The organism is Mycolicibacterium sp. P4_G11 (genome assembly GCF_056555145.1).
On the sequence record NZ_JBFUJW010000012.1, the window covers coordinates 68,438 to 95,310 of the forward strand.

Annotated in this window: 27 protein-coding genes; 16 read left to right on the forward strand and 11 right to left on the reverse strand. The window is 67.1% G+C overall.

What is annotated here, in order from left to right; all coding sequences use genetic code 11:
• The first annotated feature begins 36 nt into the window (after positions 1–36).
• Together AC1U2B_RS23880 and AC1U2B_RS23885 are read left to right on the forward strand one after the other, a co-directional pair.
• A complete protein-coding gene (locus tag AC1U2B_RS23880) occupies positions 37–813 on the forward strand; it encodes an SDR family NAD(P)-dependent oxidoreductase (RefSeq protein WP_043985653.1) in 777 nt (258 codons plus the stop codon).
• Between the two features lie 291 nt (positions 814–1,104).
• The gene (locus AC1U2B_RS23885) at positions 1,105–2,028 is read left to right on the forward strand and encodes a DUF4349 domain-containing protein (RefSeq protein WP_480218732.1); all 924 of its coding nucleotides are present in this window, start codon (positions 1,105–1,107) and stop codon (positions 2,026–2,028) included.
• A 402-nt stretch (positions 2,029–2,430) separates the two neighbouring features.
• Here AC1U2B_RS23885 and AC1U2B_RS23890 read toward each other — a convergent pair whose 3' ends face one another.
• Both AC1U2B_RS23890 and AC1U2B_RS23895 read right to left on the reverse strand, forming a co-directional pair.
• Entirely contained in the window at positions 2,431–3,555 is a 1,125-nt protein-coding gene (locus AC1U2B_RS23890) for an NDMA-dependent alcohol dehydrogenase (RefSeq protein WP_043391875.1), read from the reverse strand.
• A 181-nt stretch (positions 3,556–3,736) separates the two neighbouring features.
• Positions 3,737–4,771, reverse strand: coding sequence for a sigma-70 family RNA polymerase sigma factor (locus AC1U2B_RS23895; RefSeq protein ID WP_480218733.1), 1,035 nt, complete (start codon positions 4,769–4,771; stop codon positions 3,737–3,739).
• Between the two features lie 60 nt (positions 4,772–4,831).
• On the opposite strand from AC1U2B_RS23895, the gene AC1U2B_RS23900 reads away from it, so the two are divergent.
• The 4 genes from AC1U2B_RS23900 to AC1U2B_RS23915 all read left to right on the forward strand — a co-directional run bounded on the left by AC1U2B_RS23900 (position 4,832) and on the right by AC1U2B_RS23915 (position 8,046).
• Positions 4,832–5,671, forward strand: a complete 840-nt coding sequence (locus AC1U2B_RS23900; protein ID WP_480218734.1) for an alpha/beta hydrolase — start codon at positions 4,832–4,834, stop codon at positions 5,669–5,671.
• 13 nt (positions 5,672–5,684) lie between these two features.
• Entirely contained in the window at positions 5,685–6,716 is a 1,032-nt protein-coding gene (locus tag AC1U2B_RS23905; protein WP_480218735.1) for an alpha/beta hydrolase family protein, read from the forward strand.
• 76 nt (positions 6,717–6,792) lie between these two features.
• Positions 6,793–7,542: a DUF2786 domain-containing protein gene (locus tag AC1U2B_RS23910; RefSeq protein WP_043391212.1), complete on the forward strand. Its 750-nt coding sequence runs from the start codon at positions 6,793–6,795 to the stop codon at positions 7,540–7,542.
• 12 nt (positions 7,543–7,554) lie between these two features.
• A complete protein-coding gene (locus AC1U2B_RS23915; RefSeq protein ID WP_480218736.1) occupies positions 7,555–8,046 on the forward strand; it encodes a TIGR04338 family metallohydrolase in 492 nt (163 codons plus the stop codon).
• Between the two features lie 35 nt (positions 8,047–8,081).
• Here the strand turns inward: AC1U2B_RS23915 and AC1U2B_RS23920 are convergent, their stop codons facing one another.
• A complete protein-coding gene (locus AC1U2B_RS23920) occupies positions 8,082–9,083 on the reverse strand; it encodes a DUF4331 family protein (protein WP_480218737.1) in 1,002 nt (333 codons plus the stop codon).
• A gap of 117 nt (positions 9,084–9,200) precedes the next feature.
• Here AC1U2B_RS23920 and AC1U2B_RS23925 point away from each other — a divergent pair, with 117 nt between their 5' ends.
• The 8 genes from AC1U2B_RS23925 to AC1U2B_RS23960 all read left to right on the forward strand — a co-directional run bounded on the left by AC1U2B_RS23925 (position 9,201) and on the right by AC1U2B_RS23960 (position 16,378).
• Positions 9,201–9,833: an O-methyltransferase gene (locus tag AC1U2B_RS23925; RefSeq protein WP_071289478.1), complete on the forward strand. Its 633-nt coding sequence runs from the start codon at positions 9,201–9,203 to the stop codon at positions 9,831–9,833.
• A gap of 26 nt (positions 9,834–9,859) precedes the next feature.
• Complete coding sequence (locus AC1U2B_RS23930) at positions 9,860–10,240, forward strand: hypothetical protein (RefSeq protein ID WP_480218738.1); 381 nt, start codon at positions 9,860–9,862, stop codon at positions 10,238–10,240.
• A gap of 140 nt (positions 10,241–10,380) precedes the next feature.
• Positions 10,381–10,818 (forward strand): SPW repeat protein, encoded by a 438-nt coding sequence (locus AC1U2B_RS23935; protein ID WP_260934478.1) that lies wholly within the window; start codon positions 10,381–10,383, stop codon positions 10,816–10,818.
• Positions 10,819–10,995: 177 nt separating this feature from the next.
• Complete coding sequence (locus tag AC1U2B_RS23940; RefSeq protein WP_480218739.1) at positions 10,996–12,336, forward strand: FAD-binding oxidoreductase; 1,341 nt, start codon at positions 10,996–10,998, stop codon at positions 12,334–12,336.
• Positions 12,333–13,079, forward strand: a complete 747-nt coding sequence (locus AC1U2B_RS23945; protein WP_480218740.1) for a DAPG hydrolase family protein — start codon at positions 12,333–12,335, stop codon at positions 13,077–13,079. The genes AC1U2B_RS23940 and AC1U2B_RS23945 overlap by 4 nt, the downstream gene beginning before the upstream one ends.
• Positions 13,080–13,195: 116 nt before the next feature.
• Positions 13,196–14,266, forward strand: a complete 1,071-nt coding sequence (locus AC1U2B_RS23950) for an alpha/beta hydrolase family protein (RefSeq protein ID WP_480218741.1) — start codon at positions 13,196–13,198, stop codon at positions 14,264–14,266.
• Positions 14,263–15,474, forward strand: coding sequence for a saccharopine dehydrogenase family protein (locus tag AC1U2B_RS23955; RefSeq protein ID WP_480218742.1), 1,212 nt, complete (start codon positions 14,263–14,265; stop codon positions 15,472–15,474). The genes AC1U2B_RS23950 and AC1U2B_RS23955 overlap by 4 nt, the downstream gene beginning before the upstream one ends.
• Positions 15,475–15,568: 94 nt before the next feature.
• The gene (locus AC1U2B_RS23960; protein WP_480218846.1) at positions 15,569–16,378 is read left to right on the forward strand and encodes a PaaX family transcriptional regulator C-terminal domain-containing protein; all 810 of its coding nucleotides are present in this window, start codon (positions 15,569–15,571) and stop codon (positions 16,376–16,378) included.
• Positions 16,379–16,436: 58 nt separating this feature from the next.
• Here the strand turns inward: AC1U2B_RS23960 and AC1U2B_RS23965 are convergent, their stop codons facing one another.
• From AC1U2B_RS23965 to AC1U2B_RS23975, 3 genes are read right to left on the reverse strand one after another with little or no spacing between them, the layout of a single operon-like run.
• The gene (locus AC1U2B_RS23965) at positions 16,437–17,780 is read right to left on the reverse strand and encodes a cytochrome P450 (protein WP_480218743.1); all 1,344 of its coding nucleotides are present in this window, start codon (positions 17,778–17,780) and stop codon (positions 16,437–16,439) included.
• Positions 17,781–17,789: 9 nt separating this feature from the next.
• Entirely contained in the window at positions 17,790–18,593 is an 804-nt protein-coding gene (locus tag AC1U2B_RS23970) for an oxygenase MpaB family protein (protein ID WP_480218744.1), read from the reverse strand.
• Positions 18,594–18,596: 3 nt separating this feature from the next.
• Positions 18,597–18,764: a hypothetical protein gene (locus tag AC1U2B_RS23975; protein ID WP_480218745.1), complete on the reverse strand. Its 168-nt coding sequence runs from the start codon at positions 18,762–18,764 to the stop codon at positions 18,597–18,599.
• Between the two features lie 85 nt (positions 18,765–18,849).
• On the opposite strand from AC1U2B_RS23975, the gene AC1U2B_RS23980 reads away from it, so the two are divergent.
• Positions 18,850–19,473, forward strand: a complete 624-nt coding sequence (locus AC1U2B_RS23980) for a TetR/AcrR family transcriptional regulator (RefSeq protein ID WP_480218746.1) — start codon at positions 18,850–18,852, stop codon at positions 19,471–19,473.
• A 38-nt stretch (positions 19,474–19,511) separates the two neighbouring features.
• Here the strand turns inward: AC1U2B_RS23980 and AC1U2B_RS23985 are convergent, their stop codons facing one another.
• Both AC1U2B_RS23985 and ilvD read right to left on the reverse strand, forming a co-directional pair.
• The gene (locus AC1U2B_RS23985) at positions 19,512–20,666 is read right to left on the reverse strand and encodes an ankyrin repeat domain-containing protein (RefSeq protein WP_480218747.1); all 1,155 of its coding nucleotides are present in this window, start codon (positions 20,664–20,666) and stop codon (positions 19,512–19,514) included.
• Positions 20,667–20,881: 215 nt separating this feature from the next.
• Positions 20,882–22,582, reverse strand: a complete 1,701-nt coding sequence (gene ilvD / locus AC1U2B_RS23990) for a dihydroxy-acid dehydratase (protein WP_043391197.1) — start codon at positions 22,580–22,582, stop codon at positions 20,882–20,884.
• Between the two features lie 75 nt (positions 22,583–22,657).
• Here ilvD and ricR point away from each other — a divergent pair, with 75 nt between their 5' ends.
• Positions 22,658–23,011, forward strand: a complete 354-nt coding sequence (gene ricR / locus AC1U2B_RS23995) for a copper-sensing transcriptional repressor RicR (RefSeq protein WP_480218748.1) — start codon at positions 22,658–22,660, stop codon at positions 23,009–23,011.
• Between the two features lie 71 nt (positions 23,012–23,082).
• Here the strand turns inward: ricR and AC1U2B_RS24000 are convergent, their stop codons facing one another.
• Genes AC1U2B_RS24000 through AC1U2B_RS24010 form a run of 3 tightly spaced genes read right to left on the reverse strand, consistent with a single transcriptional unit; the run spans position 23,083 to position 26,818 of the window.
• Positions 23,083–24,675, reverse strand: a complete 1,593-nt coding sequence (locus AC1U2B_RS24000; RefSeq protein ID WP_480218749.1) for a SulP family inorganic anion transporter — start codon at positions 24,673–24,675, stop codon at positions 23,083–23,085.
• 14 nt (positions 24,676–24,689) lie between these two features.
• A complete protein-coding gene (locus AC1U2B_RS24005) occupies positions 24,690–25,388 on the reverse strand; it encodes a cysteine hydrolase family protein (protein ID WP_480218750.1) in 699 nt (232 codons plus the stop codon).
• Positions 25,385–26,818, reverse strand: coding sequence for an allophanate hydrolase (locus AC1U2B_RS24010; protein WP_480218751.1), 1,434 nt, complete (start codon positions 26,816–26,818; stop codon positions 25,385–25,387). The genes AC1U2B_RS24005 and AC1U2B_RS24010 overlap by 4 nt, the downstream gene beginning before the upstream one ends.
• Positions 26,819–26,873: the final 55 nt, after the last annotated feature.

The window sequence follows — 26,873 nt, forward strand, 5'->3', positions numbered from 1 at the left end:
TCCCGCTGAGTGGATGGCCTCGCATACGCTGTCGGCGTGGATATCAATGGAGCTAGCGCGGTCGTCACCGGCGGCGCGTCAGGAATCGGTGCGGCTGTAGCCCGTCAGTTGGCCGCCAAGGGTGCCCGGGTCGTCATTGCCGACCTGCAGGCCGAGAAGGGCGAGGCGCTCGCCAAGGAGATCGGCGGCGTTTTCGTCACCGTCGACGTCACCAACACCGAGCAGATCATCGACGCGGTCAAGACCGCCGCTGACCTCGGCCCGCTGCGCGCCCTGGTGAACTCGGCCGGTGTCGGCTGGGCCCAGCGCACCATCGGCAAGGACGGCGAGTTCGAGTCGGCGCACAACCTGGACCTGTACAAGAAGGTCCTCGACATCAACCTGGTCGGCACCTTCGACTGCATCCGCATCGCCGCCACCCAGATGAGCAAGAACGACTTCACCGAGGCCGGTGAGCGTGGTGCCATCGTCAACATGACCAGCGTCGCGGCGTTCGACGGCCAGATCGGCCAGGCCGCGTACTCGTCGTCCAAGGGCGGCGTCGTGGGCCTGACCCTGCCGGTCGCGCGCGACCTGTCAGCAGTCGGCATCCGCGTCAACACCGTGGCTCCCGGCCTGATCGACACCCCGATCTACGGCGAGGGCGAAGCCTCGGAGGCCTTCAAGGCCAAGCTCGGCGAGTCCGTGCTGTTCCCGCACCGCCTGGGCAAGCCCGAGGAACTGGCCTCCATGGTCGTCGAGCTGCTGACAAACTCGTACATGAACGCCGAGGTCGTCCGCGTCGACGGCGGCATCCGGATGCCTCCGAAGTAGTTTTTCCCGGACCTTACGAAAACCCCCAATCTCCAACGAGATTGGGGGTTTTCGTTTGGGCGTAAGCGCCTCGAACGCAACCAGGTGGCGGAAAACCGGCGCAGAGCGCGCCGTGCGGCTGCGTTCGGCGCGACGGTCGCGCGAGCCTGACCTGACGGCGGAAAACCGCTTGAATTCAAGGCGCCGAAATTCGGCCTGCGGTCAGGCTCGGCGAAGCCGTGGCGCACTGGGGCGAGCTGGCTGCACGTTCGCCACGGAGATCCTGTGAAACGCTGCGTACGCTGGGATGGCATGACGCGCACGAGGTTCCGGCCGGTCGCTTTTCTCGCTCTGTTGATCGCCTCGCTGTGGCTGGTCGCCGGATGTGGCGGAAGTGGTCGGCATGCCGATTCCAGCGCGCCGGCGACCGCACAACTCAAAGCCGGCGCCCCGGACTCGAGCGGCATCGCCGGCAAGGGCGGGGCTCCGGAAGCGCCTGCGCCGCCCGTCGATCAGGCTCGGGACGTCGTCAAGACGGCGTCGTTGATCCTTGTCGCCGCGGACCCGGCGGCTGCGGCGGACAAGGCAACTGCGCTCGTCGACAAGGCGGGTGGACGCGTCGACGAGCGCTCGGACGACGCCGGGTCGACGTCCGGCCGGGCGAGCGTCCACTTGGTGCTGCGGGTTCCGGCGAATGGGCTCGACGCCGCGCTGGCCTCGCTCAAGGCGCTCGGGACCGTCCAGACGCTCGAGGTGAAGACCGACGACGTCACCGCACGGCGCGTCGACCTCGATGCTCGGATCACGGCCCTGAAGACGTCAGTGGACCGGCTGCTGGCGATCATGCGTGACTCCAAGGACCCCGATGCGTTGATCAAGGCCGAGGATGCGCTGTCGTCGCGGCAGGCCGAGCTGCAGAGCCTGCAGGCGCAGCGCGACACGCTCCGCGACCAGATCACCTACAGCTCCGTTGACGTCCAGATCACCGCCGAGCGTCAGGGCGGCCCGGCTCCGGTCCGCTATCACGGGTTCTTCGGGCAGATCGAACATGGTTGGGATACGTTGTGGGCCTTCGGTTCTCACCTGGTCCTGGCGCTCGGGTTCCTGCTGCCGTGGCTGCTGCCGCTCGCGGTCCTCGGCGGGGCCGTCTACGGGTTCATCAAGTGGACCGGTTCACGGCGCAACCGCAACGTGCCGGCGGAGCCTGCGTCACCGGCCAGTCCGCCGCAGGAGTAATCGGCAGCGGGAAGTCCACGGGGAAAGGTCCGCGTCGAGACGTACGTAGCTTCAATCACGAGGCGCGGGCAGCAACCCTGATTGAAGCCATGGACCAGTTCGTGCCGTCAGACGTCCCTGAGTGCAATAACCCTTGGCGGATCGTCTGCTGATTGCACTCCTGGACGTGTCCACCCGATCCGGTGTCGCCTGCACCCACGACGCGGTCCTCGGCCCTACGTCGAGCGTGGGCCTTGCCGCGGCGACACGCGCTCAGATGCCAACGGCAACCTTCACGTTCGGCGTAGCGCCGGCGCCGGGACCATACAGACCCCGCGGCCGCGGATCAGCTCGCGTCCAAACGTAAATGTCCCCGACACTCGGAAGGTGCCGGGGACATTTACGTCTGCTCGTGAGAAGCAGTTACCAGTCGGACTCGTCGAAGGTGACGACGCCACGAATGTTGTTGCCGTCCAGCATGTCCTGGTAGCCCTGGTTGATGTCCTCGAGCTTGTAGGTCCGCGTGATCATGTCGTCGATGTTCAGCAGACCGGACTTGTACAGCGCGGCCAGGCGCGGGGTCTCGATGTGCGAGCTGCCGCCACCGAAGATGTTGCCCTTCAACGTCTTCTGCAACATGGTGAACAGGAAGAGGTTCATCTTGACGTCGGCGTCCATCATCGAGCCCATGCCGGTCACGACGCAGGTGCCGGTCTTGGCCGTCAGGATCATGGCCTCTTCGATGTACTCGCCCTTCATCTCGCCGACGGCGATGATCACCTTGTCGGCCATCAGGCCCCAGGTCAGGTCGATCATCGGCGCGATGGCCTCGGCCATCGACGGGTAGACGTGCGTGGCACCGAATTTCAGCGCCTGCTCGCGCTTCCACGGGTTGGGGTCGATGGCGATGACGTGCTTGGCGCCGGAGATCACCGCGCCCTGCAGCGCGCTCATGCCGATGCCGCCGACGCCGACGATGGCGACCGACTCACCGGGCTGAACCTGCGCCACGTTGGTGGCCGAGCCGAAGCCGGTCGGCACCGCGCAGCCCATGATGGCCGCGGACTCGAACGGGATGTCCTTGTCGATCTTGACGACCGAGTCCTTGTGGACGGTCATGTACGGCGCGAAGGTGCCCAGCAGGTTCATGGCCGCGACCTCTTTGCCGCGGGCATGGATGCGGTTGGTGCCGTCGGCGATCGACTTGCCACCCAGCAGGACGGCGCCGCGGTCGCACAGCGAGCGGAAGCCCTTCATACACGGCGGGCAGGATCCACAGGCCGGGATGAACGCGAGGATGACGTGGTCGCCCTCTTCGATGCCGGTGACGTTCTTGCCGACCTTGGTGACGACGCCCGCGCCCTCGTGCCCGCCGAGGCAGGGCAGCGGCATCGGGGTGGCGCCGGTGGTCAGGTGGTAGTCCGAGTGGCACATGCCCGCGGCATGCATCCGGATCTGTACTTCGTCGGCGACGGGGTCACCGAGGTCGATCTCCTCGACCTGGAACGGGGAGTTCACTTCCCACAGCAGAGCACCTTTGGTCTTCATGACGAAGATCATAGCCACAAATCGAGAACACGTTCCAGAAAGATGCTATGGCAAGCACTCTACCTGCGCATATATGGCATCAGAACATGTCGTGCCAGCGCGCTGAAAACTAGCAGCAGTAGTGCGCAGGCCCTGTAGATACGCGTGCGGAAACCAAGGCGGGCGCGAACTCGGGCGGCCGTCAGAGGTGCGGCGGCAGCCCGAATTTCCCGAACAGCGTCGGGTCCATGAAGGCGACGACGTGCGAGATGCCGTCCGGCTTGATGTCCAGCACGTGCAGCTGGAACGCCTCGTGCCGGCCCGTCTCGGGGTTGCGCATGTACATGCCCGCGGCGGACTGCCCGTTGGCGGTGGTGACGACGAACCGCATGTCGCCCGGGTGTTCGGCGGGGCATTTGAACTTGGACAGCTCGACGATGTCCCGCGGGCCGGAGTACCAGGTGTCGAACGGGGGCATCTCCCACACCGAGTCGGCGGTGAACAGCTCGACCAGGGCGTCCATGTCGTACGACTCGAAGGCGTTGACGTAGCGCGCCAGCAGGTCCTTGGCTTCGTCGGAGTCGGGCGTGACCAGGACGTCGTCCTGGCTGGGGCCGACGGCGTCGAGTTGTGCGCGGGCCCGTTGCAGCAGGCTGTTCACGGCCGCGGTCGACGTTCCGACGGCCTCGCCGACTTCGGCGGCCTTCCACTGCAGGACGTCGCGCAGCACCACTACCGCGCGCTGGCGCGGCGAAAGGTGTTGCAGCGCAGCGATGAAGGCCAGGCGCACCGATTCGCGGGAGCCGACGATGGTCTGCGGGTCACCCGGTGCGTCGTGCACGTCGGGCAGCGGCTCGAGCCACGCGGTGTCGGTGCGCTCGGTGATCTCGGCCTGCGGATCGGCCGACGGCTGGCCGAGCCCGGACGGCAGCGGCCGGCGTTGACGGCCTTCCAGCGACGTCAGGCAGGTGTTGGTGGCGATGCGGTACAGCCACGTGCGCACCGACGACTTGCCCTCGAAGTTGTCGTAGGCCTTCCAGGCGCGCAGGTAGGTCTCCTGCACCAGGTCCTCGGCGTCGTGCAGGGAACCGGTCATGCGGTAACAGTGGGCCAGCAGCTCGCGCCGGTGCCGTTGGGCGTCGGCGAGGAACGCATCGCGGGACCGGGACGACGTGTCTGCTGCACCGGATTCGCTGAGGACACTCACCTGCCCCAGGGTACGCAGGGGGTGTGACATCCGGCGGGAGTCGCGGCGGCGACGGACGCGCCGACGGCAGACCCCAGATATTGTCTGTGCATGGCCACCACCCGCAGCGAACGCAGCTTCGACGGTATCGGCGGCACCAAGATCGTCTACGACGTCTGGGTGCCCAATACCGACCCGACGGGCGTGGTGGTGCTGTCCCACGGTTTCGGCGAGCACGCCCGCCGGTATGACCATGTGGCGCAGCGGTTCGGCGAGGCCGGGCTGATCACGTTCGCGCTCGATCACCGGGGCCACGGCCGCTCGGGCGGCAAGCGCGTGGTGGTCCGCGACATCTCCGAGTACACCGGGGACTTCCACCACCTGGTCGGCATCGCGACCGCCGAATACCCCGAACTCAAGCGGGTCGTACTCGGCCACAGCATGGGCGGCGGGATCGTCTTCGCGTACGGCGTCGAGCACCCCGACGACTACCACCTCATGGTGCTGTCCGGGCCCGCGGTCGACGCCCGGTCCCAGGTCAGCCTGCCGTTGGCGCTGGCGGCGAAGCTGCTGGGCTCCATCCTTCCTGGGCTGCCCGCGGAGAGCCTGCCATTCGACGCGGTGTCGCGTGATCCCGAGGTGGTCGCGGCCTATAACGCCGACCCGCTCGTGTACCACGGCAAGGTGCCCGCCGGGGTGGGCAAGGTGCTGATCGAGGTCGGCGAGACCATGCCGCAGCGCGCCGCCGCCCTCACCGCGCCGCTGCTGGTGGTGCACGGCGAGGCCGACAAGCTGGTGCCGGTCGCCGGCAGCCGCAAGCTGGTCGAGTGCGTCGGCTCGTCCGACGTGGCATTGAAGGTTTACCCGGAGCTGTACCACGAGGTGTTCAACGAGCCGGAGCAGGCAGTGGTGCTCGACGACGTCGTGAGCTGGATCGAAGTGCGCCTATGACCGGAGTATGCCCGTGAAATGGGTTGTCCGCCTGCTGATTTGGTTGACGGTGCTGGCGGTCGCCGCGTGTGGCTCGACCACCCAGGGAACCGACTGGGTCGATGAGGACGTCAGCTTCGTCGCTGATGGGCTGACCATCCACGGCAGCTACCGCCATGTGCCCGGCGCCGCCGCGGCCCCGTCGGTGTTGCTGATCTCCGAGAGCGGCCAGACCGACCGCAACGGCGACAACGCCGTCGCCGGCAAGGTCGGCAACATGCGACAGCTCGCCGAGTACCTGTCCGGCAAGAACGTCGACAGCCTGCGCTACGACAAGGTCGGCACCGGCAAGACCGGCGTGGGCCCGCATGCGCAGAACCTGCGGGACGTGGGCAGCGCCGTGTACACCGCCGGCGCGAAGGCGGCCGTGCGGTTCCTGTCCACGCAAAAGGGCACCGACACGTCGCGAATCTCGGTGTACGGCTTGGGCGAAGGCACCGTGCATGCGTTGGCGCTGGCGACCGATACCAGCGAGGGTGCCCCGAAGGTTCATTCCCTCGCGCTACTGCAACCGCTGGCCGGCCGGTATCTGGACGTCATCACCAATCGGGTGCGCTCCTCGGTCGACGCCGACGTGAAGGCCGGGGCCAAGACCCGGCAGCAGGCTGACCAGGTGATGGCGGACTGGGCGGCGGCGGTCGCGACGACGCGGGCCACGGGCACTCCGCCGGCCAAGCTGCCCGAGGGTCTGAGCGCGATCCTCAATGCGGCCAACGCGAAGGCGGTGCTGGAGGCGGACGCCATCGATCCGCTGGCGCTGGCCGCGAAGGTCCCGAACGGCACCCCCGTGCTGCTGACCTGCTCCGACTCCGACGTGCAGGCGTTCTGCGAGGCGGAGCAGCCGCTGATCAACGCATTGGCGCACACCGCGCTGACCGTGGTTCCGCTGAAGGGCGTCAGCCACGTCCTGCGCGACGATCCCAGCGACAACGTCGCCAACTACGCCAACAAGGCGCCCCTGTCTCCGCAGCTGGTCAGCGCGCTGGACGGATTTGTCGGCCGGTAGTCGTACACTGCCGCCATGGGGGATGAAACAAGCAACATGTATCTGAAAGGTCTTGTCGGACAAGGTAGTTGGCGACATGAGTGACGACAAGATGTTGGCCCGGATCGCGGCGTTGCTGCGGCAGGCCGAGAACACCGACAACGAGCACGAGGCCGAGGCGTTCATGGCTGCCGCGCAGCGGCTGGCCACCACCACCTCGATCGACCTCGCTGTGGCGCGGTCGCATGCGGCGACCAGGACCGCGGCGCAGGAGCCGGTGCAGCGCACCGTCACCATCGGGGAGGCCGGCACCCGGGGGCTGCGGACGTTCGTGCAGTTGTTCGTGCTGATCGCGCGGGCCAACGACGTGAAATGCGACATCGCGTCCAACTCGACGTTCGTCTACGCCTACGGGTTCGCCGAGGACATCGACGCCACGCACGCCTTGTACGCGAGTGTGGTGGTGCAGATGGTCAAGTCGTCCGACGCGTATCTCGCGACCGGTGCGCACCGGCCGACGCCGACCATCACCGCCCGGCTGAATTTCCAGTTGGCGTTCGGCGCACGGGTCGGGCAGCGCCTGGTCGACGCGCGGGACGAGGCCCGGCAAGCGGCGACGGTCGAGCGCGCGGATCGGCCGGGGACCGCGGTTGCGTTGCGCAACAAGGACCTTGAGCTGGTCTCGTTCTACAAGAAGACGTCGCAGGCGCGCGGTAGCTGGCGGGCGACGAGCGCGTCTGCCGGCTACTCGTCGGCGGCGCGGCAGGCCGGGGACCGCGCCGGGCGCCGGGCGCGGTTGGGACCGAGTCCCGAGTTTTCCGGTGCGCGTACTGCCCTGGAGAGGTGACCCGGTGGAGCGATGAGCCGGGACGCCCAACGGTCCGCGGTGTATGCCGCTGAGCAGTTCGTGCGCACGTTGTTCGACCGCGCATCCGAGCGTGGCAACCGGGCGGTCGAGTTCTTCGGAGCTCAGCTGACGTTGCCGCCCGAGGCCCGCTTCGGGTCCGTCGACGCGGTGCGGCGCTACGTCGACCAGGTGCTGACCATGCCGGCAGTGACGGCGCGGTGGCCCGACGCCGGTGCGGTGGCCGTGCGCGCCCGTCGGGGCGTGACGGCCGCGCACTACGAAGCCGGTGATGGCGGCGCGGTCATCGCGGTACCTGAACGCCAAACAACCTGGGCGCTAAGAGAATTGGTGGTGCTGCACGAGGTGGCGCACCACCTCTCTGCCGCGGTGCCGCCACATGGGCCGGCGTTCACCGCGACGTTCTGCGACCTGGCCGACGTGGTCATGGGTCCGGAGGTTGGGCACGTGCTGCGGGTGGTCTACGCCAAAGAGGGCGTGCGCTAATTCGCGCGCGCTCGCGGGCATCGAGCGATCGAAAATCAGTGCGGCGGGCCGAGATACGGGAAGACGTCCAGGACGTCGGTGTGTGGACTCAGGCCCGACGGCGGGCACTCGCCCTTGGTGAGTGACGCCAGGCGGTAGTCGATCACATCGTCGGTGAACACCCGCCCGTTCGGATACCTGGCCGGTTCGGCGGGGTTGAACGTCAGCATGTCGGGCAGGATGCCCTCGGCGTCGACAGCGGCGACGGCCTCCTCGTCCGAGTAACCGCCAGTGTGCCCGAGGAGGTGGACGAACATGGGCAGCCAGCGGTCGCGATCATGGATCGGCAAGCTGGCGTTGTACTCCTCCTTGGTGTCGTCGGTGTTGAAGAAGCTGCTGACCGACGGATGCCCGGCGCGGTCCACGTGGAGCAGCTCGCCGTCCCGGCGCACGCTGCAGCGGCCCCAGATCCGGATGTCCGGTGCGGCGCCCAGTTGCGCAGTCGGCAGTTCCAGGACCATCGAGCACACGTTGGCCTGCGTGTTGGAATCCACGCCGGTCCAGGGGAACTCACCGCTGAGATGGAGTGCGGTGAAATTGCGGCCACCCCTGATGTCGAACAGGTTCTTGATGCCGTCGAAGTCGAAGAAGAAGGCATCGCTGCGCGCGCCGGCGAAGAACTGGTATCCGTCCGACTCGGCGATCACGGGCTCTTTGCCGAATGACACCTCGACGCCCTCGAAGATCTTGTCGCCCACCGCTTCCGGTGACTCGGCGTCCTTGCCGGTCGCGAGATATACGTCGACCGTCTGGCGGCCGGCGATGGGCTCGGAAAACACATAGCTGAAGGCGATGTCGTTGCAGAGGTCGCCGTCGTTGTCGATGGCCAGCCGATAGATGGCATCCGGGTGCAGGGCGTCCGCGTTGGGGTTCGCGTTGAGGATCAGCACCGTGCGGGCCGGGTCGGCCGGCGATTGGAACGCGTACAGATCGCAGAGGTCCAGGCGCTGGTCGCCCAGCGGCGGGCCCAGGCTGAGCCCGGTGAAGTGATTCGACATAGGCGTCATTTAAGTCGTCGGGGGTCTGCCGCGAGCCCGAATCGGCCGATCACCGACGGGTTCCGCCCGCGCTAGCCTGGCTTTGTGACGGAACCAGATCCGAAGACTGTCGATGAGATGTTCAACCAGGTGCTGCGCACCGAGGACGAGGCGCTGGCTGCAGCCCGCCAATCTGCGGTGACGGCCGGGATGCCGGCGATCGAAGTGTCCGCGCAGCACGGAAAGTTGTTGTCGCTGTTGGCGACGATCAGCGGAGCCACCCGGGTGCTGGAAATCGGCACGCTGGCCGGCTACAGCACCATCAACCTGGCGCGCGGCGTCGGCGCGGCAGGCCGCGTGACGACGCTGGAATACGACGCTCGGCATGCCGGCATTGCCCGGGCCAACTTCGAGGCTGCCGGCATCGCCGATCAGGTCGAGGTGCTGGTCGGCGCGGCCCTGGACACGTTGCCGCAACTGGCGGAGCGCGGCGAGCAGTACGACTTCTTCTTCATCGACGCCGACAAGGAGAACAACAGCGCCTATGTGGAATGGGCGGTGCGGTTGGCGGTTCCGGGCGCGGTGATCGTCGTCGACAACGTGACCAGGATGGGTCGGGTGCTGGAACCCGCTGCTGATGACCTGCAGGCCCGCGGAGTGCGCGACATGCTGGAGCTCGTGGGCAACCACCCGCGGCTGCAGGCCGCCGCCATCCAGACCGTCGGCACCAAGGGCTGGGACGGCTTCGCCGTGGCCCGGGTGGGGGAGTAGTGAACCGGGCGGGGCTGAGAACGTCAGTGGCGGGATTGCTGCTGGCTATCGGTATCGCGCCGACGGCATCCGCCGATCCGACGCCGCTACCGGAAGCGCCCGTGTCGCCCGGAACGACGTTTGTCGACGATCCGGCGATCCTGGACGCGCACCCGCTGACGGCTGAGTCCTGGAGCCGGTTGGACCCGGAACCCGCGTTGGCGCTGAACATCTCGGTCGGATCGCCCGACTGCTACGGGGTGCACGCCGCCGTGCAGGAAACGGACCAGTCCGTGGCGGTCACGCTGACGTCCGGCCGCCGGTCTGACCGCGAGCGGATGGTCTGCACCATGATGATCATGCCCGGCAAGATCATTGTGCCGCTGAGCAATCCGGTCGGGGAGCGGACAGTGCTGGTTGCCGAATAGGGCCGTCGCACGCCGCGATCGGGGCCGCCCAAGGCTGACCTTTCCCGCCCCTCTCGACGCGCCAAATCCGCGTAACCTGGGCAGTGATGGATGGGTGCGGCGAGGCCGAACCCCTTGCCGCGTAACGGAAGGGGTATGAAATGACTACGGTCCATTCATCGATAGATCAACACCCCGACATCCTGGCGCTGCGGGCCCGCTACGACCGCGTCGCCGAATCGATGGCGGCGCAGGCGACCTTCGGGCTGACCCTGCTCACCGCGGTCTACGTCGCGATGTCGCCGCAGATCATCGGCTACCAGGGCTCCGCCAAGCTGACAGTCAACGCGCTGATCGTGGGCGGCACCATCGGGTTCCTGGCCATGTGCTTCGGCTGCGCGCTGGACCGGACCCACGGGATGACCTGGACACTGCCGGTTCTCGGTGTGTGGCTGGTGATTTCACCATGGATCTATGGCGGCGGACCCACTGCCGGCGTCATGTGGTCGCACGTGATCAGCGGTGTGTTGGTCGCGGTGCTGGGCATGTACGCGATGTACTTCGGGATGCGGGTGCGCAACTCGGACCGGCACGGGTGATCGCTACCTGCCGTAGGTAGGTCCCACGGCAGACTGCCCACCAGCCGAGCGTCAGCAGCTCGGCCGGCGGGCGGGTCTGTGCTCGGGCTGAGGGTCCCGCATTGCTAATTTGACGCGACGGCCAATTCCTGGTGCTACGTTTCGGTGAGGGTGGGCATCGAGGCGTGAGGAATCGCGGTGACAGCTTTGGCCGAGGTCCGACATTTCCGCCGCACCGATGCGGGCTATGACGAGGCCCGCCGCGCGACGGTGTGGAATGCGCGTGTGCCACAGCGCTTTCCGGACATCATCGTGCAGGCGTCCAGCAGTGCCGACGTGGTGGTGGCGGTCCGGTATGCCCGCGCGAACGGCCTGTCTGTCGGCATCCGTTCCGGTGGGCACAGTTGGGCGGCCAACCATCTACGCGACGGCGGCATGCTGCTCGACGTGAGCCGGCTCGATGTCTGCCGGGTCGATCGCGACGCGATGATCGCCGTCGTGGGCCCGGGTAAGGGCGGCAGCGTGCTGGCGACCGAACTGGAACGGCAGGGTTTGTTCTTCCCGTCCGGGCACTGCCGGGGCGTCGCGCTCGGTGGCTACCTGCTGCAGGGTGGCTACGGGTGGAACAGCCGGGTGCTCGGGCCGGCATGTGAAAGCGTGCTGGCGCTCGATGTGGTCACCGCCGACGGCGAGCAGATCCGCTGCGACGCCGAGCATCACCCCGACTTATATTGGGCCGCACGGGGATCCGGCCCGGGGTTCTTCGGTGTGGTGACGGCATTTCACCTGCGGCTCTACCTGAAGCCGCCGGTGTGCGGCAGCAGCCTCTACGTCTACCCCTTCGAGGCCGCCGACGACATCTACGCGTGGGCCCGCGCGATCAGCGCCGACGTCGACCGCCGGGTGGAGCTGCAGATCGTCGCCTCGCGGTCCATGCCGAGTTCGGGTCTGGATGCGCCCGGGATCGTGCTGGCCTCGCCGGTGTTCGCCGATACTGACGACGAAGCGAAAGATGCGGTGGCACTGCTGGATACGTGCCCGGCGCGGCCGCAGGCCCTGATGGGGGTGCCATACGCGCCGACGAACCTGCCCAGCTGGTACGAGGCGGTGATGAGTAACTACCTGAGTGACCACCGCTACGTCGCCGACAACATGTGGACGTCGGCCTCGGCGGCCGAACTGCTGCCGGGCGTGCGGAACATCCTCGAGACCATGCCGCCGCACCCGTCGCATTTCCTCTGGCTGAACTGGGGGCCATCGCCCGCCCGTCAGGACATGGCGTACAGCCTGGAAGACGAGGTTTATCTCGCGCTCTACTCCGGCTGGGCCGATCCCGCCGATGACGAGAAGTACGGAGACTGGGCCCGGTCCAATATGGCGGCGATGTCCCACCTGGCCACCGGGATACAGCTGGCCGACGAGAACCTGGGGGCGCGTCCGGCCCGGTTCGCCACCGATGCGGCCATGGCGCGACTGGACGCTGTGCGCGCACAATATGACCCGGACGGTCGCTTCTACGCGTGGATGGGTCGGACATGAGCTACCTGGGTTATCGCGACGACGACGCCGACACGGCATTCGGCAGGTTTTTCAACCCGGACATGGCGGCGCTGCCACGTCATGTGGTGCAGGCGCTCGAGCACGGACCGCAGGCTGCCCCGGTGCTGCCCGACTTCGATGAACCGCTGGCCGAGGACGGTTATCAGCAGACCGAGAACGGCTACGGCAGCCTGCCGGACGGCGGCTACACCGTCGCGGTGCGCACTGATATGCCGGGCGTGACGCCGCAGATGTGGGACTGGTGGTTCGGCTGGCACGGCTGCGATTCGCGCCGCTACAAGCTCTGGCATCCCCGGGCGCATGTGTCGGCGCAGTGGCGCGACGGTCGTGATGACCTCGCCTATGTCGGCCGGACATCGCTGGTCGAGGAGTATCTCGGGTCGGCGCTCAGTTCGGTGGCAATCCAATTCGTCGACCCGGCGTCCCAAGGGCACGCGGGGCTGGCCATCGCGGCCAGGCTGGGTTCGCCCGATATCCCGGTCGACATCGGGTGGCTGGTGCACCAGGTGCGGCCGACGCCGGACGGCGCCGAGATGCGCTCTCGATTCTGGATGGGCGGCCAACACGTCAGTTTCCGTGCCGGTAAGTCCTTGGCGGACCACGCATTTCGGGTACTTGCCGCGCGTCAGCTTCCTCGTCCACGGGATCTGCTGGTGCACTGCGCGCAGGAGATGAACCACCTCGCCGGCTTCCTTCCCGAGCTCCACGCCGAATTCGCCTGACCGCCGACTGGCCAGTTATGGCCCGCGAAACCTGGAAACGCGTGCCATAGCTGGCCGCTCAGCGGGTGTGGCTGACGCCACTGACACAAAACTATCAATCACGCTACGATCGTGTCATGAATGATAGTTTCGAGCGTGTTCGCCGCCGCCCTGGCTGGGTGCGTAGCACGCTGATCACGCTGGGCTGTGTCGTCGCGGTGCTGCTCTCGGCGGGCGGTTGGGTGCTCTACGCCAACAACTTCGCGATCCGCGAGCAGCGCGTCACCATCCCCGGGCCGGTGCAGCCGCTCGACGGTGTGCTGGCTCTGCCGAAAACCGGAACCGGGCCGTTCGGGCTGGTTGTGTTCGTGCACGGCGACGGGCCCGCCGACGCCAGCCGCGACGCGGTCTACCGGCCCATCTGGGAGTCGTTCGCGCGGGCCGGCTACGCGTCGTTGTCGTGGAACAAGCCCGGCATCGGTGGCGCCCCCGGCAATTGGCTGGACCAGAGCATGGCCGACCGGGCCGACGAGACGAGTGCCGCGATCGACTGGGCCCGCACCCGGGCCGACATCGATCCGCACCGGATCGGCGTCTGGGGTATCAGCCAGGGCGGCTGGGTGGTGCCCGAGGTGGCGGTGCGCAAACCCGACCTGCAGTTCGTGATTCTGGTTGGCCCAGCGATCAATTGGCTGCGCCAGGGCGAATACAACCTGCGGGCCGAGCTACGGGCGCGGCAGGCGCCGCAGTCGGAACTCACCGCGGCGCTGGACCGCCGGGAACGGACGAACCAGCTGCTGCGTAACGGCGCCACCTACCGCCAGTACCGCGCGGCGCACATCGACTCGTCGCCGATGTCCGCGGACCGTTGGGGCTTCGTCGCCCGCAACTACCGAGCCGACGTCACAGCCACGCTGCCTCGCCTCGCGGTCCCCGTGCTGCTGGAGCTCGGCGAGGACGATCTGAACGTCGACGTGGCCGAAACCGAGCGCGCCTACCGCGAACTGGTACGTCCGGAGCTGCTGACGGTCCAGACCTATCCGCACGCCTCACACAGCCTCGCCAGGGACGACCTGGAACGCAATCCCACTAGCGTAAAGGCCTACGCGATAGGAACTTTCGCGCCGCGGCAGATCTACGCACCCAGCTACCTGGACAACCTGCGGCGTTACGTCCAGGAACTACCGGCCGCCAAGGAGGCCCGATGAGGATTCTCGCGCTGGGTGGCCCAGGGGCGATGGGCGCCGTCGCGGTCCGGCTCGCCGCGCAACTGCCCGGGGTCGACGAGATCGTCATCGCGGACCGCGACGGCGCCGCCGCCGGCAGGCTGTGCGGACAACTCGCCGACACCCCGGTGCAGGTCAGCGCCGCCCAGGTCGACGTCACCGACGACGCGGCTCTCCGCGATGCGCTCGAGCCGGCCGACCTCGTCGTCAACACCGTCGGGCCGTACTACCGCTTCGGGCTCCCCGTGTTGCGGGCCGCGATCGCGACGGGGACGCACTACGTCGATATCTGCGACGACTGGGAACCGACGGTGCAGATGCTCGAACTGGACGAAACCGCCCGCGCCGCAGGCGTTTGCGCCGTCATCGGCATGGGGGCCAGCCCGGGCGTGAGCAATCTGCTCGCCGCGACTGCGGCCGCCGAACTCGACACGGTGCGCGATGTCTACACCGCGTGGCCGGTGGACGTACCCGGCACCGGCGACAACGGCGGCGAGGTGCTGTTGGGCCCGGACGGGCGGCCCTCGGCGGCGGCCGTGCACTGGATGCTGCAGAGCAGCGGCAAGATTTGTACCGTCCGGGCCGGGCAGTTGACGTTCGAGCGCCCGTTGCGCCCGATCGGGCTGACCTTGCCGCGCGGCCGCCACGGCACCGCATACTCGATCGGTCACCCCGAGCCCATCACGTTGCGGCGCACGCTCGGGCTGACCGGCGAGGCCGTCAACCTGATGGTGATCCGGCCGCAGACGCTGGCCTATCTCGACGTGCTGCGCCGCGACATAGACCGGCGTCGGTTGACCCACGAGGCAGCAGCGTTGCAGTTCGCGAAGCCGAACCTGTTGCGCTACTTGCGATCTGTCCCGTTGTCTCTGCGCAGCAACGGACCGGGCACGCTACCGCCGTTCTTCGCCGCGGTGTCCGGCGCCAGTTCCGGACGCGAGTACGTGGTGCTGACCCATCTCGATCTGTCCGGTACCGCGGCGGGCTTGTTCGGTGACATGGCCCGGGCCACGGGTATCCCGCTGGCCATGGGGCTTTCGCAGATCGTCGACGGGACGGCTCGACGTCCCGGGGTACATCCGCCCGATGCCGTCATCGATGCGCGGCGGTTCTTCGCGGACCTCGCCCGCCGGCTCGATCAGCCGGCCGATCGGCCGCTGGTCGTCATCGAACGGGACGAGCGTGCCTAGACTTGGGAGCCCCGCCGGTTGTGCCGCGGGCGCAAGGAGCTGACCGTTGGAAGACCCATCCATCGAGGTGCCGACCCGCACCCTCGTCGAGAGCATGCTGCGGGACGACGCGACCATCGACGCCGGTGCGCTGTATGACGTCGCGGGCGAGCTCGGCATGACGGACCAGCAGGTGCGGCTGTGCATCAAGCGGCTGGTCGCGGACGGCCAGTTCACGCAGGACGGGCGCGGCCGAAAGGCGGTGCTGCGCGCGACCGATGAGCTGCGCAGCACCATCACGCCGGATCGCGACTACATCCGGTTCATGTATGCCCAGGACCGGGGCGACGCTCCGTGGGACGGGCGCTGGCACGTGGTGGCGTTCGCCGTCCCGGAGTCGGTCCGGGCGGCACGTGATGCGATGCGTGACGCCATCGTGCGCCTCGGCGGTGCCGCCATTCAGGGCGGCCTCTACGTCTCCCCGAACGACTGGGACAGCGAGATATCGGCAGCGGCAGAGCAATTGGGAATCTCCGAGCACGTCACCACGATGACGACTGCGGATTTGGCCGTCGGCGACCTCATCGAGCCCCGTGCCCTCGCCGCTCATCTCTGGCCGCTGGACGAGATCGCCGAGCGGCACCGACGGCTGCTCGCCGTCGCGGACCGCGCACTGCTCGCCTTGTCGGACGCCACCCCGACCCGGCAGCTGACCATCGCGATCGAACTGGCCGCCGAGTTCACCCGCGCCGTCGAGCCCGATCCACTACTGCCGCTGGAGTTGTTGCCGCAGCCGTGGATCGGCGTTGCGGCGCGCGCGAAGGTGGCCGCTTGTTGGGCGGAAATGCTCAAAGGCGATGCGCCGCAACGCATCAAGCTGTTCCAGTGGTACTCCGAGGTGATCGATGAGGTGACCAAGGGCTAGGCGGGGCGGTCCGGTCGCGCCGGCCGATGACGACGCTGACGGCGCCCGCCGTGATCTTTCACTGAAGGCGGCGCAGCTCGACCGTCAATCCGTCCTTCGGCATGCCGAGGGTGGTCGGGTCGAATTTCCAGTGGTAGTCCGGGCGTACGGACCAGTCGTAGTTGCGCAGCAGGTTGTGCATGACTGTCTTGATCTCCATTTGCGCGAAGTACAGCCCGATGCACTTGTGCACTCCGCCGCCGAACGGAATCCAGGCGAATCGATGGACCTTGTCCTCGTGGCGTTCGGGTGCAAAGCGTTCGGGATCAAAATGATTGGGGTTGTGCCAAACGGCCGGGTTGAGGTGAACAGCGCGGGGTGTGACCGACACGAATGTGCCCTTCGGGATGAAGTACCCGTCGATCTCGGTGTCCCGCAGTGCTTCCCGCACGATTGTGGGAACCGGAGGGTTCAGGCGCAGCGACTCTCTCATCACGAGGTCGAGCACGTTCATCTGGTCGAGTGTGTCGTATCCGACTTCGGGACCTAACGTCGACGATTGTTCACGGGCCTGTTGCTGCCATTGTGGGTACCGGGCCAGGTGGTACGCCATGGTGGTCAATGCGGTGGTGGAGGTGTCGTGCGCGGCGAACAGCACGAAGATCATGTGATTGACGACGTCCTGATCGGTGAATGTGTGACCGTCATCGGATTCCGCGTGACACAGCACCGAGAACAAGTCGGGTGTCTGCGTGGCACGCTTGTTGGGTAGGTGCTGATAGAAAAACTCTTCGAGCACTCTCCGACCTTCGACGGCGCGACGCCATTTGCCGCCCGGGATCGGGTGGCGCACCAGTGCAGACAAACCTTCGAGGCAATGCATGAAGGCCTCGTTGACCTTGTTCGCATCCTCGCGTGGCAGTGTGACGCCGACGAAGGCCTCCAACGCCACGTCCAGGGTGATCGCTTTGAACTCGTCGCCCAGACGTACTGTCCCGGTTGGCAATCGGTTGACCCGTTGGGCGATCACGGGCTGCATCTCCTGTAGGTAGCCCTTGAGGTTGGTGTTCGTGAATGCTTGCTGCAAGATCGCCCGATGATGCCGGTGTTCATCGAAGTCCATCAGGAGGATGCCACGCCGGAACGCCACACCGATCAGGAAGTTCCATGCCGGTTCGTTGGCAAAAGCCTTGTCGCGATTGGTGGTAACGGTCTGCGCCCCCGAGGGAGACATCACTGAGACGACGTTCCGGCCGAAGAACGTGCTGTAAGTGATGTCACCGAATCGTTCGAGTTGCTTGCGAGTGCTCTTCTCCTGGTCCCGCAGCATCATGATCTGTTCGACCATGCCAGGGATGCAGGTGCCGTAAATCGGCTTCAAGCCCGATCCGGCGGGTACGTCGGCCATTTGCAGCTTGAGCATCGCATCTCCTCAATCGTCGATGGCGCGCGGCCGCGCAGTGATTGTTCGTGGGTCCACGTGCTCGCGTTCGAACCCGTCAACCGCTTGTTTCAGGTAGCGCATCCAGACCGGCGCGAGGCGTTCCCACACAGGGCCGAGGGCCCTGACCGTTGCACAGAATCGGCGATATCGGGCTTCTTGGCGGGCTGACCAGGGGATGCCGAGTTTGTCTCGTAGCGCTGGGTCCAGCCCGCCGGCGCCGAGGAAGGATCCGACCCGGTCCAGCACCGGTGCCAACAGCCGGTTCCAAAACAGGGGCGGGATCGGCTTCGGTACCGGAAATGCCCGGGAGAGGCCCTTGGTGATGTATCCGACGGTGTACTGCGCGACCTTGGTGTTGCCGACCAGCTCGTCGGCGACGACGCGGTCCCAATACTGGACGAACTCTGTGTAGGTCCGCGGCTGAAAGCTGTCGTCGACACCGTAGAGGCTGTACCAGTCCCGAGATTCGGCGAAGATCTGTTCCTTCTCCTGGAGGGTGAGTGGCTTGATGAATCTCTCGACGCCAGTGAGAAGTTGATCGATGAAGGTGGCGTGTGCCCAGTAGAACGTCTCGGGATCCAAACCCACGTAAGGGGTTCCGTGATATTTCGAGCCATCTGACATGGTGCCCGCGAGCGGCTTGTGAAAGTTCCTGATCTGCAGTCCGGTCTTGGTGGGCGCGTCGCCGTAGACCGTGTTGGCGATCGGCGGGAGGGATCGTCGTACCCGTTCGAACAGATCGGTGAAGATGACGGAGTGGTCCGAAACTGCCTGCCCGAGTTGCGGATACATGTTCTAGGTAGTCCCCGCTCGGCCGAGCAGGAGGTTGAGGCGGTGATCGCCGAAGTATTTCCAGACCAGTGAATCCGGACGTAGTGGCCGCTGGTTGCGCAAGGCCGGCGACAGCCGGCCGTCGCGGTCTCGCGCGCGCTCGACGCCGGTCGCCTCGTGGTCGATCGTCATGGTTTTGCCTCCCGACTTCTGGTTCGAGACAACACCCGGGTGGAACAGATGTCAACACCTGTGTCAGCGTGTCAGAGTGCTAGTGTTGGCCGATGCAGCGTGGGTGCGTCTGAATATGACGGCGGACGTCGGATCTGCGGGGCAATCGGGTCCCGCGGACGAGGTGGACGCGCTGCTCACCGCCGCGGCGTCCGAGTTCGAAGCGGTCGGGCTGAGCCGGGCCAGTCTTGATGTCATAGCCAGGGCCGCGGGGGTCAGTCGCAGCACACTGTATCGCCGGTTTGTCAACAAAGAAGCGCTGATTCTCGCGGTGCTGCAACGGATGCTCACCACGACAATGCACGACCTGGACCGGGCGACTCGCAATCACAGCCCGCAGGAGGCGGTCGTCGAGGCATTCGCCGGGGCGGTCAGGTCGCTCAATTCCTCCAGGCTGTACCGGCGGGTGTTCTTCGAGGAACAGGCCCTGGTGCGCGGTTTGGTCACCTCGGTTCGGGAGTGGACGGTGGGTGAGGTCGCCGCGCGGGTTCGTGATTCGTTGCGGCGCAGCGGTGCCCAGATGCCTGACGATGAGTTGCTGGTGGTCTCGGAGCTTCTGGTCCGGATCGCGCGGTCGTATGTGGAGATTCCGTCGAAACTCGTTGCGGTTGATGATGAGTCGGCGATGCGCGATTTCGCCAAGCGCCACCTGGCAGATCTCGTCTACTGACGACGGGGTCGTCGCACCGTCTCGTGGATCAACTTCTGTCAGAACGTCTTTGGCTCGCCCGGCCGGAGTAGGTCCGCAGCCTCGGTCTGATAGGCGTGTTCGGCCCATTCCAACGGCGTCGAACCGAACCGCGTATCGGTGATCGACGGGTCAGCGCCCGCCTCCAGCAGCCGCCGGATCAGCTCCAGATCGCCTTCCCATGCGGCCTGGTGCAGCGGCGTCGCCCCATCGTCGTCGCGGGTATTCGGATCGTCGGGAAAGGCCGGAACGACAACTGTGGCACCGGATACATCGATGCCGTGCCGGGCGAGCAGGTCGAGGCGATCGCCGAATCCGTGCTCGGCGGCCCAGTGAATCTGCCGCTGCCACAGCTGTTCCCGGGTCTCCATCGCCTCACCGAGTCGACGTTCCCACGGACTCGGCCCGGCGTCGGCCAAGCCGTGGGCGAACAGCAGCTCCAGGTGCGAATCGTCGGGGCGGAACATCCGGTTGTAGAGCGTCTGCTGATCGACCGGATGGGCGCCACGGCGCAGCAGCAGCGTCGCGAGTTCGGCTGCGTGGGGATGCCGGGGCTGACGGCGCGGTCCCTGTTCGCCTTCGCCGAACACCCCGGTCAACAGCGTGAACGGCGTCGACATGCCGCACCACAGATAGCCGGCGTTCGGGTCTGCGCCGGCGTCGAGTAGCACCGTGGCTGCTGTCAGGACGTCGTTTGCGCTGCGGTCCAAGGGGATACGTGAGTAGCACAGATACATCAGGGGCACCCAACCGAACGGCCCACCGCCGGCGTTCGCGAGCGCTGGTCGCCCGGCGAGATGGTCGGCGAGCGCGACCGGATCCGAAGCGCAGGCCGCGGCCCAGACGCTGCGGGAAACCAGCCCGGGATCGGCCGCGAGCAGGTCGGCGGCGGACTGCCAACGGGGTGGGGCGTCGGATTCGTTGTAGCGCAACGTCGCCCAGGAGCAGAACCAGTCGGCAGGGGAGAGGGCATCCTCGTCGACGGCGCCCGGGTCGACGCTCAGATCAGCGGCCAGCCGAAGGTAGTGCACCAGCGCGGGCCACCCGGTGAAGCCGTAGTTGCGGGCGACGGCGAACTGGGCGGCGTGTAGGGCAATGCCGTTCGCCCGTTGCAGCGTGCGTGCTTCGACGCGCAGCTTGTCCAGGGACGGATTGGTGGGCAGTGTGCTGGCCATGACGGCCTCCTCTCATGCGCCCGCGTCCGCGAATCGGGCCGAGAAGAGGTCGGTCACTAAAACTCAACAAGCAGGGAGGCTGAGCCCCTTCGAGCGGACGTCGGGCGGTCCTGCGCGCCCGATCGTCACTGTACCGGCCCGCGAGCGTGCGCGAAATGCACGCCGTTGGCGGCGTGTCCAAGTACAGACACGCACGCTCGCGGGCAGGGGACTCCTTAGTTGCAGACCGCGCCGACGGCGGCCGACTGGACCAGCTTGGTGTACTTGGCCAGCACGCCGGTCTTGTAGCGCGGCGGCAACGGCTCGAATCCTTCACGGCGCGAGGCCAATTCGGCCTCGTCGACGAGGAGGTCGAGCGTGCCGTTCGCGACGTCGAGCCGGATGCGGTCACCGTCGCGCACGAACGCGATGGGCCCGCCGTCGACGGCCTCCGGTGCGATGTGCCCGACGCACAGGCCCGTCGTCCCGCCCGAGAAGCGGCCGTCGGTCATCAGCAGCACGTCCTTGCCCAGGCCAGCGCCCTTGATGGCGCCGGTGATGGCCAGCATTTCGCGCATGCCCGGGCCGCCCTTGGGACCCTCGTAGCGGATGACGACGACGTCGCCGTGCGTGATGGTGCCGTCCTCCAGTGCGTCGAGGGCAGCGCGCTCGCGCTCGAAAACCCGTGCGGTGCCCTCGAACACGTCGGAGTCGAAGCCGGCCGACTTCACGACGGCGCCCTCGGGTGCCAGCGAGCCGTGCAGGATGGTGATGCCGCCGGTCGGGTGGATCGGGTTGTTCATCGCGCGCAGCACCTTGCCGTCTGGGTCGGGCGGGGCGATGTGGGCGAGATTCTCGGCCATGGTCTTGCCGGTGACGGTGAGGCAATCACCGTGCAGCAGACCGGCATCCAGCAGCGCGCGCATCACCACGGGCACGCCGCCGATCTCGTCGACGTCCTTCATCACGTGGCGGCCGAAGGGTTTCACGTCGGCCAGGTGCGGCACCTTGTTGCCGACGCGGGTGAAGTCGGCGAGCGTCAGCTCGACCTCGGCCTCGCGGGCGATGGCCAGCAGGTGCAGCACCGCGTTGGTGGACCCGCCGAACGCCATGACCACGGCGATGGCGTTCTCGAAGGCTTCCTTGGTCAGGATGTCGCGCGCGGTGATGCCGCGGCGCAGCATCTCGACGACGGCTTCACCGGACTTGCGGGCGTATTCGTCGCGGCGCTTGTCGATCGCGACGGGAGATGCGCTGCCCGGCAACGACATACCGAGGGCCTCGGCCGCCGACGCCATGGTGTTGGCGGTGTACATACCGCCACAGGCACCCTCGCCCGGACAGATGGCGCGCTCGATGATGTCGACGTCCTCGCGGGACATCAGCCCGCGGGCGCACGCACCGACGGCCTCGAAGGCGTCGATGATGGTGACTTCCTTCTCGGTGCCGTCGGTCAGCTTCGCCACGCCGGGCATGATCGAGCCGTTGTAGAAGAAGACGCTGGCCAGGTCGAGTCGGGCGGCGGCCATCAGCATGCCGGGGATGGACTTGTCGCAGCCGGCGAGCAGCACGGAGCCGTCCAGGCGCTCGGCCTGCATCACGGTCTCGACGCTGTCGGCGATGACCTCGCGGGACACCAGCGAGAAGTGCATGCCCTCGTGGCCCATCGAGATGCCGTCGGAGACGGAGATGGTGCCGAACTCCAGCGGGTAACCGCCGGCGGCGTGCACGCCCGCCTTGACGGACTGCGCCAGCCGCTGCAGCGACATGTTGCAGGGGGTGATCTCGTTCCACGATGACCCGACGCCGATCTGCGGCTTGACCCAGTCGTCGTCGCCCATACCTACCGCGCGCAGCATGCCTCGGGCTGCGGTTTTCTCGAGGCCGTCGGTGACGTCGCGGCTGCGGGGCTTGATATCGGGCTGATCTGCAGACATGCAGGTAATTATGCCCGCCGCCGCCAAGCGAAATTCCATTGGATACCCCTAAGGGGTATGCGGTACGCTGGGCTTATGACGGCAGACGAGTCGGGGGCCGCACGGGGCCACTCCGAGACTTCTCACGGCGATGCGCCGCAGGAGGCCCAACATGGCTATTCGCCGAACAAGGACAACTACGCCAAGAGGCTACGACGGGTCGAGGGCCAGGTTCGCGGCATCGCCAAGATGATCGATGAGGACAAGTACTGCATCGACGTGTTGACGCAGATCAGCGCCGTGAACAGTGCGCTGCAGTCGGTCGCGCTGGCATTGCTCGACGAGCACCTGGGGCACTGCGTGAGCCACGCGGTGGCAGCCGGCGGCGACGAGGCCGAGCAGAAGCTGGCCGAGGCCTCCGCGGCGATTGCGCGCTTGGTCCGGTCCTGAATCATCGTTGACCCTGGACCGGCGGCGTACTTGTGCGAGTAACCAGCGCCCCCGCTACAGAGGCAAGGTGGTCAATGCCCGGCGACGATGTCCGACTCGTCGACCGTGACCGGGTCGTTGGCGCCGGGTAACCGCGAATACCCGGCGCACACCAGACCGAAGAACAGGTAGCCCAGGGCCACCTGAGGATTGGCCGCCCACGACACCTCGGGTGCGTGGATCAGGCCGATGAACGACAGCGCCGCCCCGACGACCGATGCGATGGCCGCGTAGAGAAACTTCTTCTCCAGGATGAAGGTCACCATGGTGCCCAAGATCAGGCCGACCAGTACCGCGCCCTGGCCCAGGGTCTGCAGCCCCTGGTAGACCACGCCCGCGCCGTTGAGCTTGTCCATCCCCACCGCACCGGCCGAGGTGCCCGCGGCGTTCAGTGCGTTGTCGACCAGGCCGCCGGCCCACTGCGCCAGGTTCGGCAGCAGGGCGGCGACCACGGCGACGGCGTGTAAGCGCGGCACCGCCTGGAACGCCTGGGCACCGATCAGCAGACCGATGTAGAGCAGGATCGGGACGATCGCGGGTACCGGCAGCAGCGCGTCGAGCACGCCGAACAGGCCCAGGAAGCAGAAGATCCCGATCACCACACCGCTGGCCAGTGAGTACCCGGCCCGGCCGCCGGCGTCCTTCCAGCCGGGGTGGCCGATGTAGACGGCGGGTGGGAACGGTGAACCGAAGGCCGACCCGATCACCGCGCCCGCGCCGTCCGCGAGCAGCACGCTGCGCAAGTTGTAGTTGTCGCCTGCGGCGGCCGCGCTCTCCACATTGCTCATCGCTTCGGTGAAGTTGTAGACACCCAGGGGGATCGCGGTACCGAGCAGCGGGGCCAGATGCGACAGGCCGGAGAACAACATGCCGATCCGCAGGTCGGGCAGTCCGATCGCGATGTCGGACACCGCTTTGGCGACATCAGGGGGCGACATGAACCCGCCGATCCACCCGATGGCGGTACCGACGAGCAGGGCGGCCAGCCCCACCGGAATACCGAACGGCAGCTTCACGTCCGTGAAGAAGCCGATGAGGATGATCGCCAGCACGGGCAGACCGATCCAGGCGGCCTCCCACATCTGGGCGGCGGGCCGCATCGAGATGAACGTGATCGAGATACCGGCCAGGGTGCCCAGCATCGCCGCCCGCGGCGTCAGCTTGCGGATATAGGGCCCGACGAAGGCGCCGATCATCACGATGATGCCGATCATGAAGGCCCAGGCCAGTCCCGCCTGCCAAGCCTGCATCGCGTCCTTGGTCTTCAGGTACACCGGCAGCATCACCACGAAGACGACGATGAACATGTGCGGCACACTGGGTCCGTACGGCAAAGCCGTTACATCCGTGCGGTTTTCGCGCCGGGCGAGCCGGTGGGCCAGGAACGTGTAATAGAGGTTCCCGAGGATCAGGGCCACCCCGAGAGCCGGCAGGATGGTGCCCAGTACGTCACCGGCCGGAACCTTGACGACGCCGATCATGAGGCCCGTCAGCGTCAGCACGTTCACCAGGATGTTGAATCCCAGCCCGAAGAACGCGTTGGTGTCGCCGCGCGTCCACCACGGGATGGACGTGGCCGGCTTCGGGGTGTCGGCGGCCGGGGGATCGGAGACGTCGGTGGACATGGCGAAGGTCCTCTCTAGACCGCGGAAGGTGACGGAGCGGCGAGTTGCTGCAGTGCGGGAATGACCGCCGCGGTGTCTGCGACCCAGCCGAAAATGCCACCCTGCGCGGTGATCATCTCCAGTCCCACCCGCTGGAAATCCGGGAAATACGAACCGACGCAATCAGATACGACGAGGCACTCGTAGCCGCGGTCGTTGGCTTCGCGCGTGGTGGTGTGCACGCACACCTCGGTGGTGACGCCGGTGACGAGCAGTTGCGTGATGCCCGCACCGGTCAGCACGTCCTGCAGCTCGGTGGCGTAGAACGCGCCCTTGCCCGGCTTGTCGATCACCACCTCGCCGTCGATCGGGGCCAGCTCGTCGACGATGTCGTGACCGTATTCGCCGCGGATGAGAATGCGCCCGTACTTGCCGGGGTCGCCGATCCGTTTCGACGGTGCCCCGCGATTGAGCTTGGCGGGCGGGCAGTCAGATAGGTCGGGCTCGTGGCCCTCCCTGGTGTGGATCACCAGGATTCCGGCCTCGCGGGCCGCGGCGATGAGCGCGGCCAGCGGCGGCACCACCTTGAGCAGCTGTCCCACGTCGTTGCCCAGGCTCTCGCCGAACCCGCCGGGCAGCAGGAAATCGCGCTGCATGTCGATGACGATCAGCGCGGTCTGATCCGGCACGAGCGGGAACGGCGTGGGTTCGGCGGGGACGGCGACGGTCGTCATGCGAGTTCCTCGACCATCGACGCGGCGACCGCGGCCGACGGGCGGGGCTCATCGAGGATTCGCGCCGCCAAGGTCAGTGCGGTGTCGTCCGACAGCGCGTTGCCCAGCAGCATCGCGCTGTACGGACGTCCGTCACCGGTCGCTCCGAGCGGGACCGCGACGCCCACCAGGTCGAGCAGATTGCCGAAATGTGTGTAGTGGCCCAGCATCGTGTTGCAGTTGATCGGGTTCGCGAGCACCTGTTCGACGGTGAACGTGGTCCCGATGGTCGGCACCACGAGGAGGTCCATGGTCTGCCAGAGGCGGCCCACCTCGGCCTTGAGGTCCTGCAGTTTCTGCAGTGCGGCGAACGCGTCCACCGCGGTGTAGGTCAGCCCGCTGCGGAAGATCTCCCGCACCACGGGGTGGATCGAATCGGGTTGCTGGGCAAGGAAATCACCGAACTCGACCAGCCTTTCGGCCACCCACGGGCCTTGATAGAGCAGCGCTCCCGCGGCGAGGAACGGCTCGAGCGACACGTCCACGATCACGGCCTGGCGCTCGAGGTGTTCACGGAAACGCAGATGCGCCGCGCGCATGGCGTCGTCGCCGAAGAACTCCAGCTCGGCGACCGGAGGCAGCCCGACCTGGATCGGGCCGCCGTCGTGGCGCGGGCCCCGGTCGCGCGACCACGCGTCGGCGTCGTCGCGGGCGGCCATCACGTCGAACACCCGGTCCACGTCGTCGATGCAGCCGGCCATCACGCTGAGGCAGTCCAGCGACTTGCACGCCGGTACCAATCCGACCGTGCTGATCAGCCCGCGGGACGGTTTGAAACCCACCACACCGTTGAGGGCGGCGGGTACCCGTCCGGACCCTGCGGTGTCGGTGGCCACCGCGAACGGCACCTGGCCCAGCGCCACCGCCAGCGCGGAGCCCGAACTGGACCCGCCCGAGATGAGCCCACCACCGAAGACGCTGCGCGGCACCGGGTAGGGCGTGCGCGTGCCGTTGAGGCCGGTGGCGAACTGGTCGAGGTTGGTCTTGCCGACGTAGAGCGCACCCGCGTCGAGCAGGCGTTGCACCGCCGGTGCGGTGCGCTCCGCGACGTATGCGTAGTCGGGGCAGGACAGGGTGGTGGGCACCCCGGCGACGTCGATGCTGTCCTTCACCCCGAACGGCACGCCGTACAGCGGCAGGGTGCGGGCACCGGGCCTGTTCTCGATCTCGACCGCGGCCGCCAGCAGTTCCTCGCGGGGCACGACGGACAGCCAGGTGCCGTCGTCACCGCGGGCGGCGATGGCATCGGCGACGCGGGCCGCGGTCTTGGCCGGGGAACCGGTGCCACCGGCGTGGGAATCGAGGATCTCGGCCACCGACGGGCCGATCGTGGGACCGGTACTGATTCCCCGGTCGCTACGCTCCTGACCGCCGTGCGCATCTGAACCCATGCCTGACGATTGTCGGCAGAATAATGGCGCTGGCAGTACCGCCGTGTGTCGATCG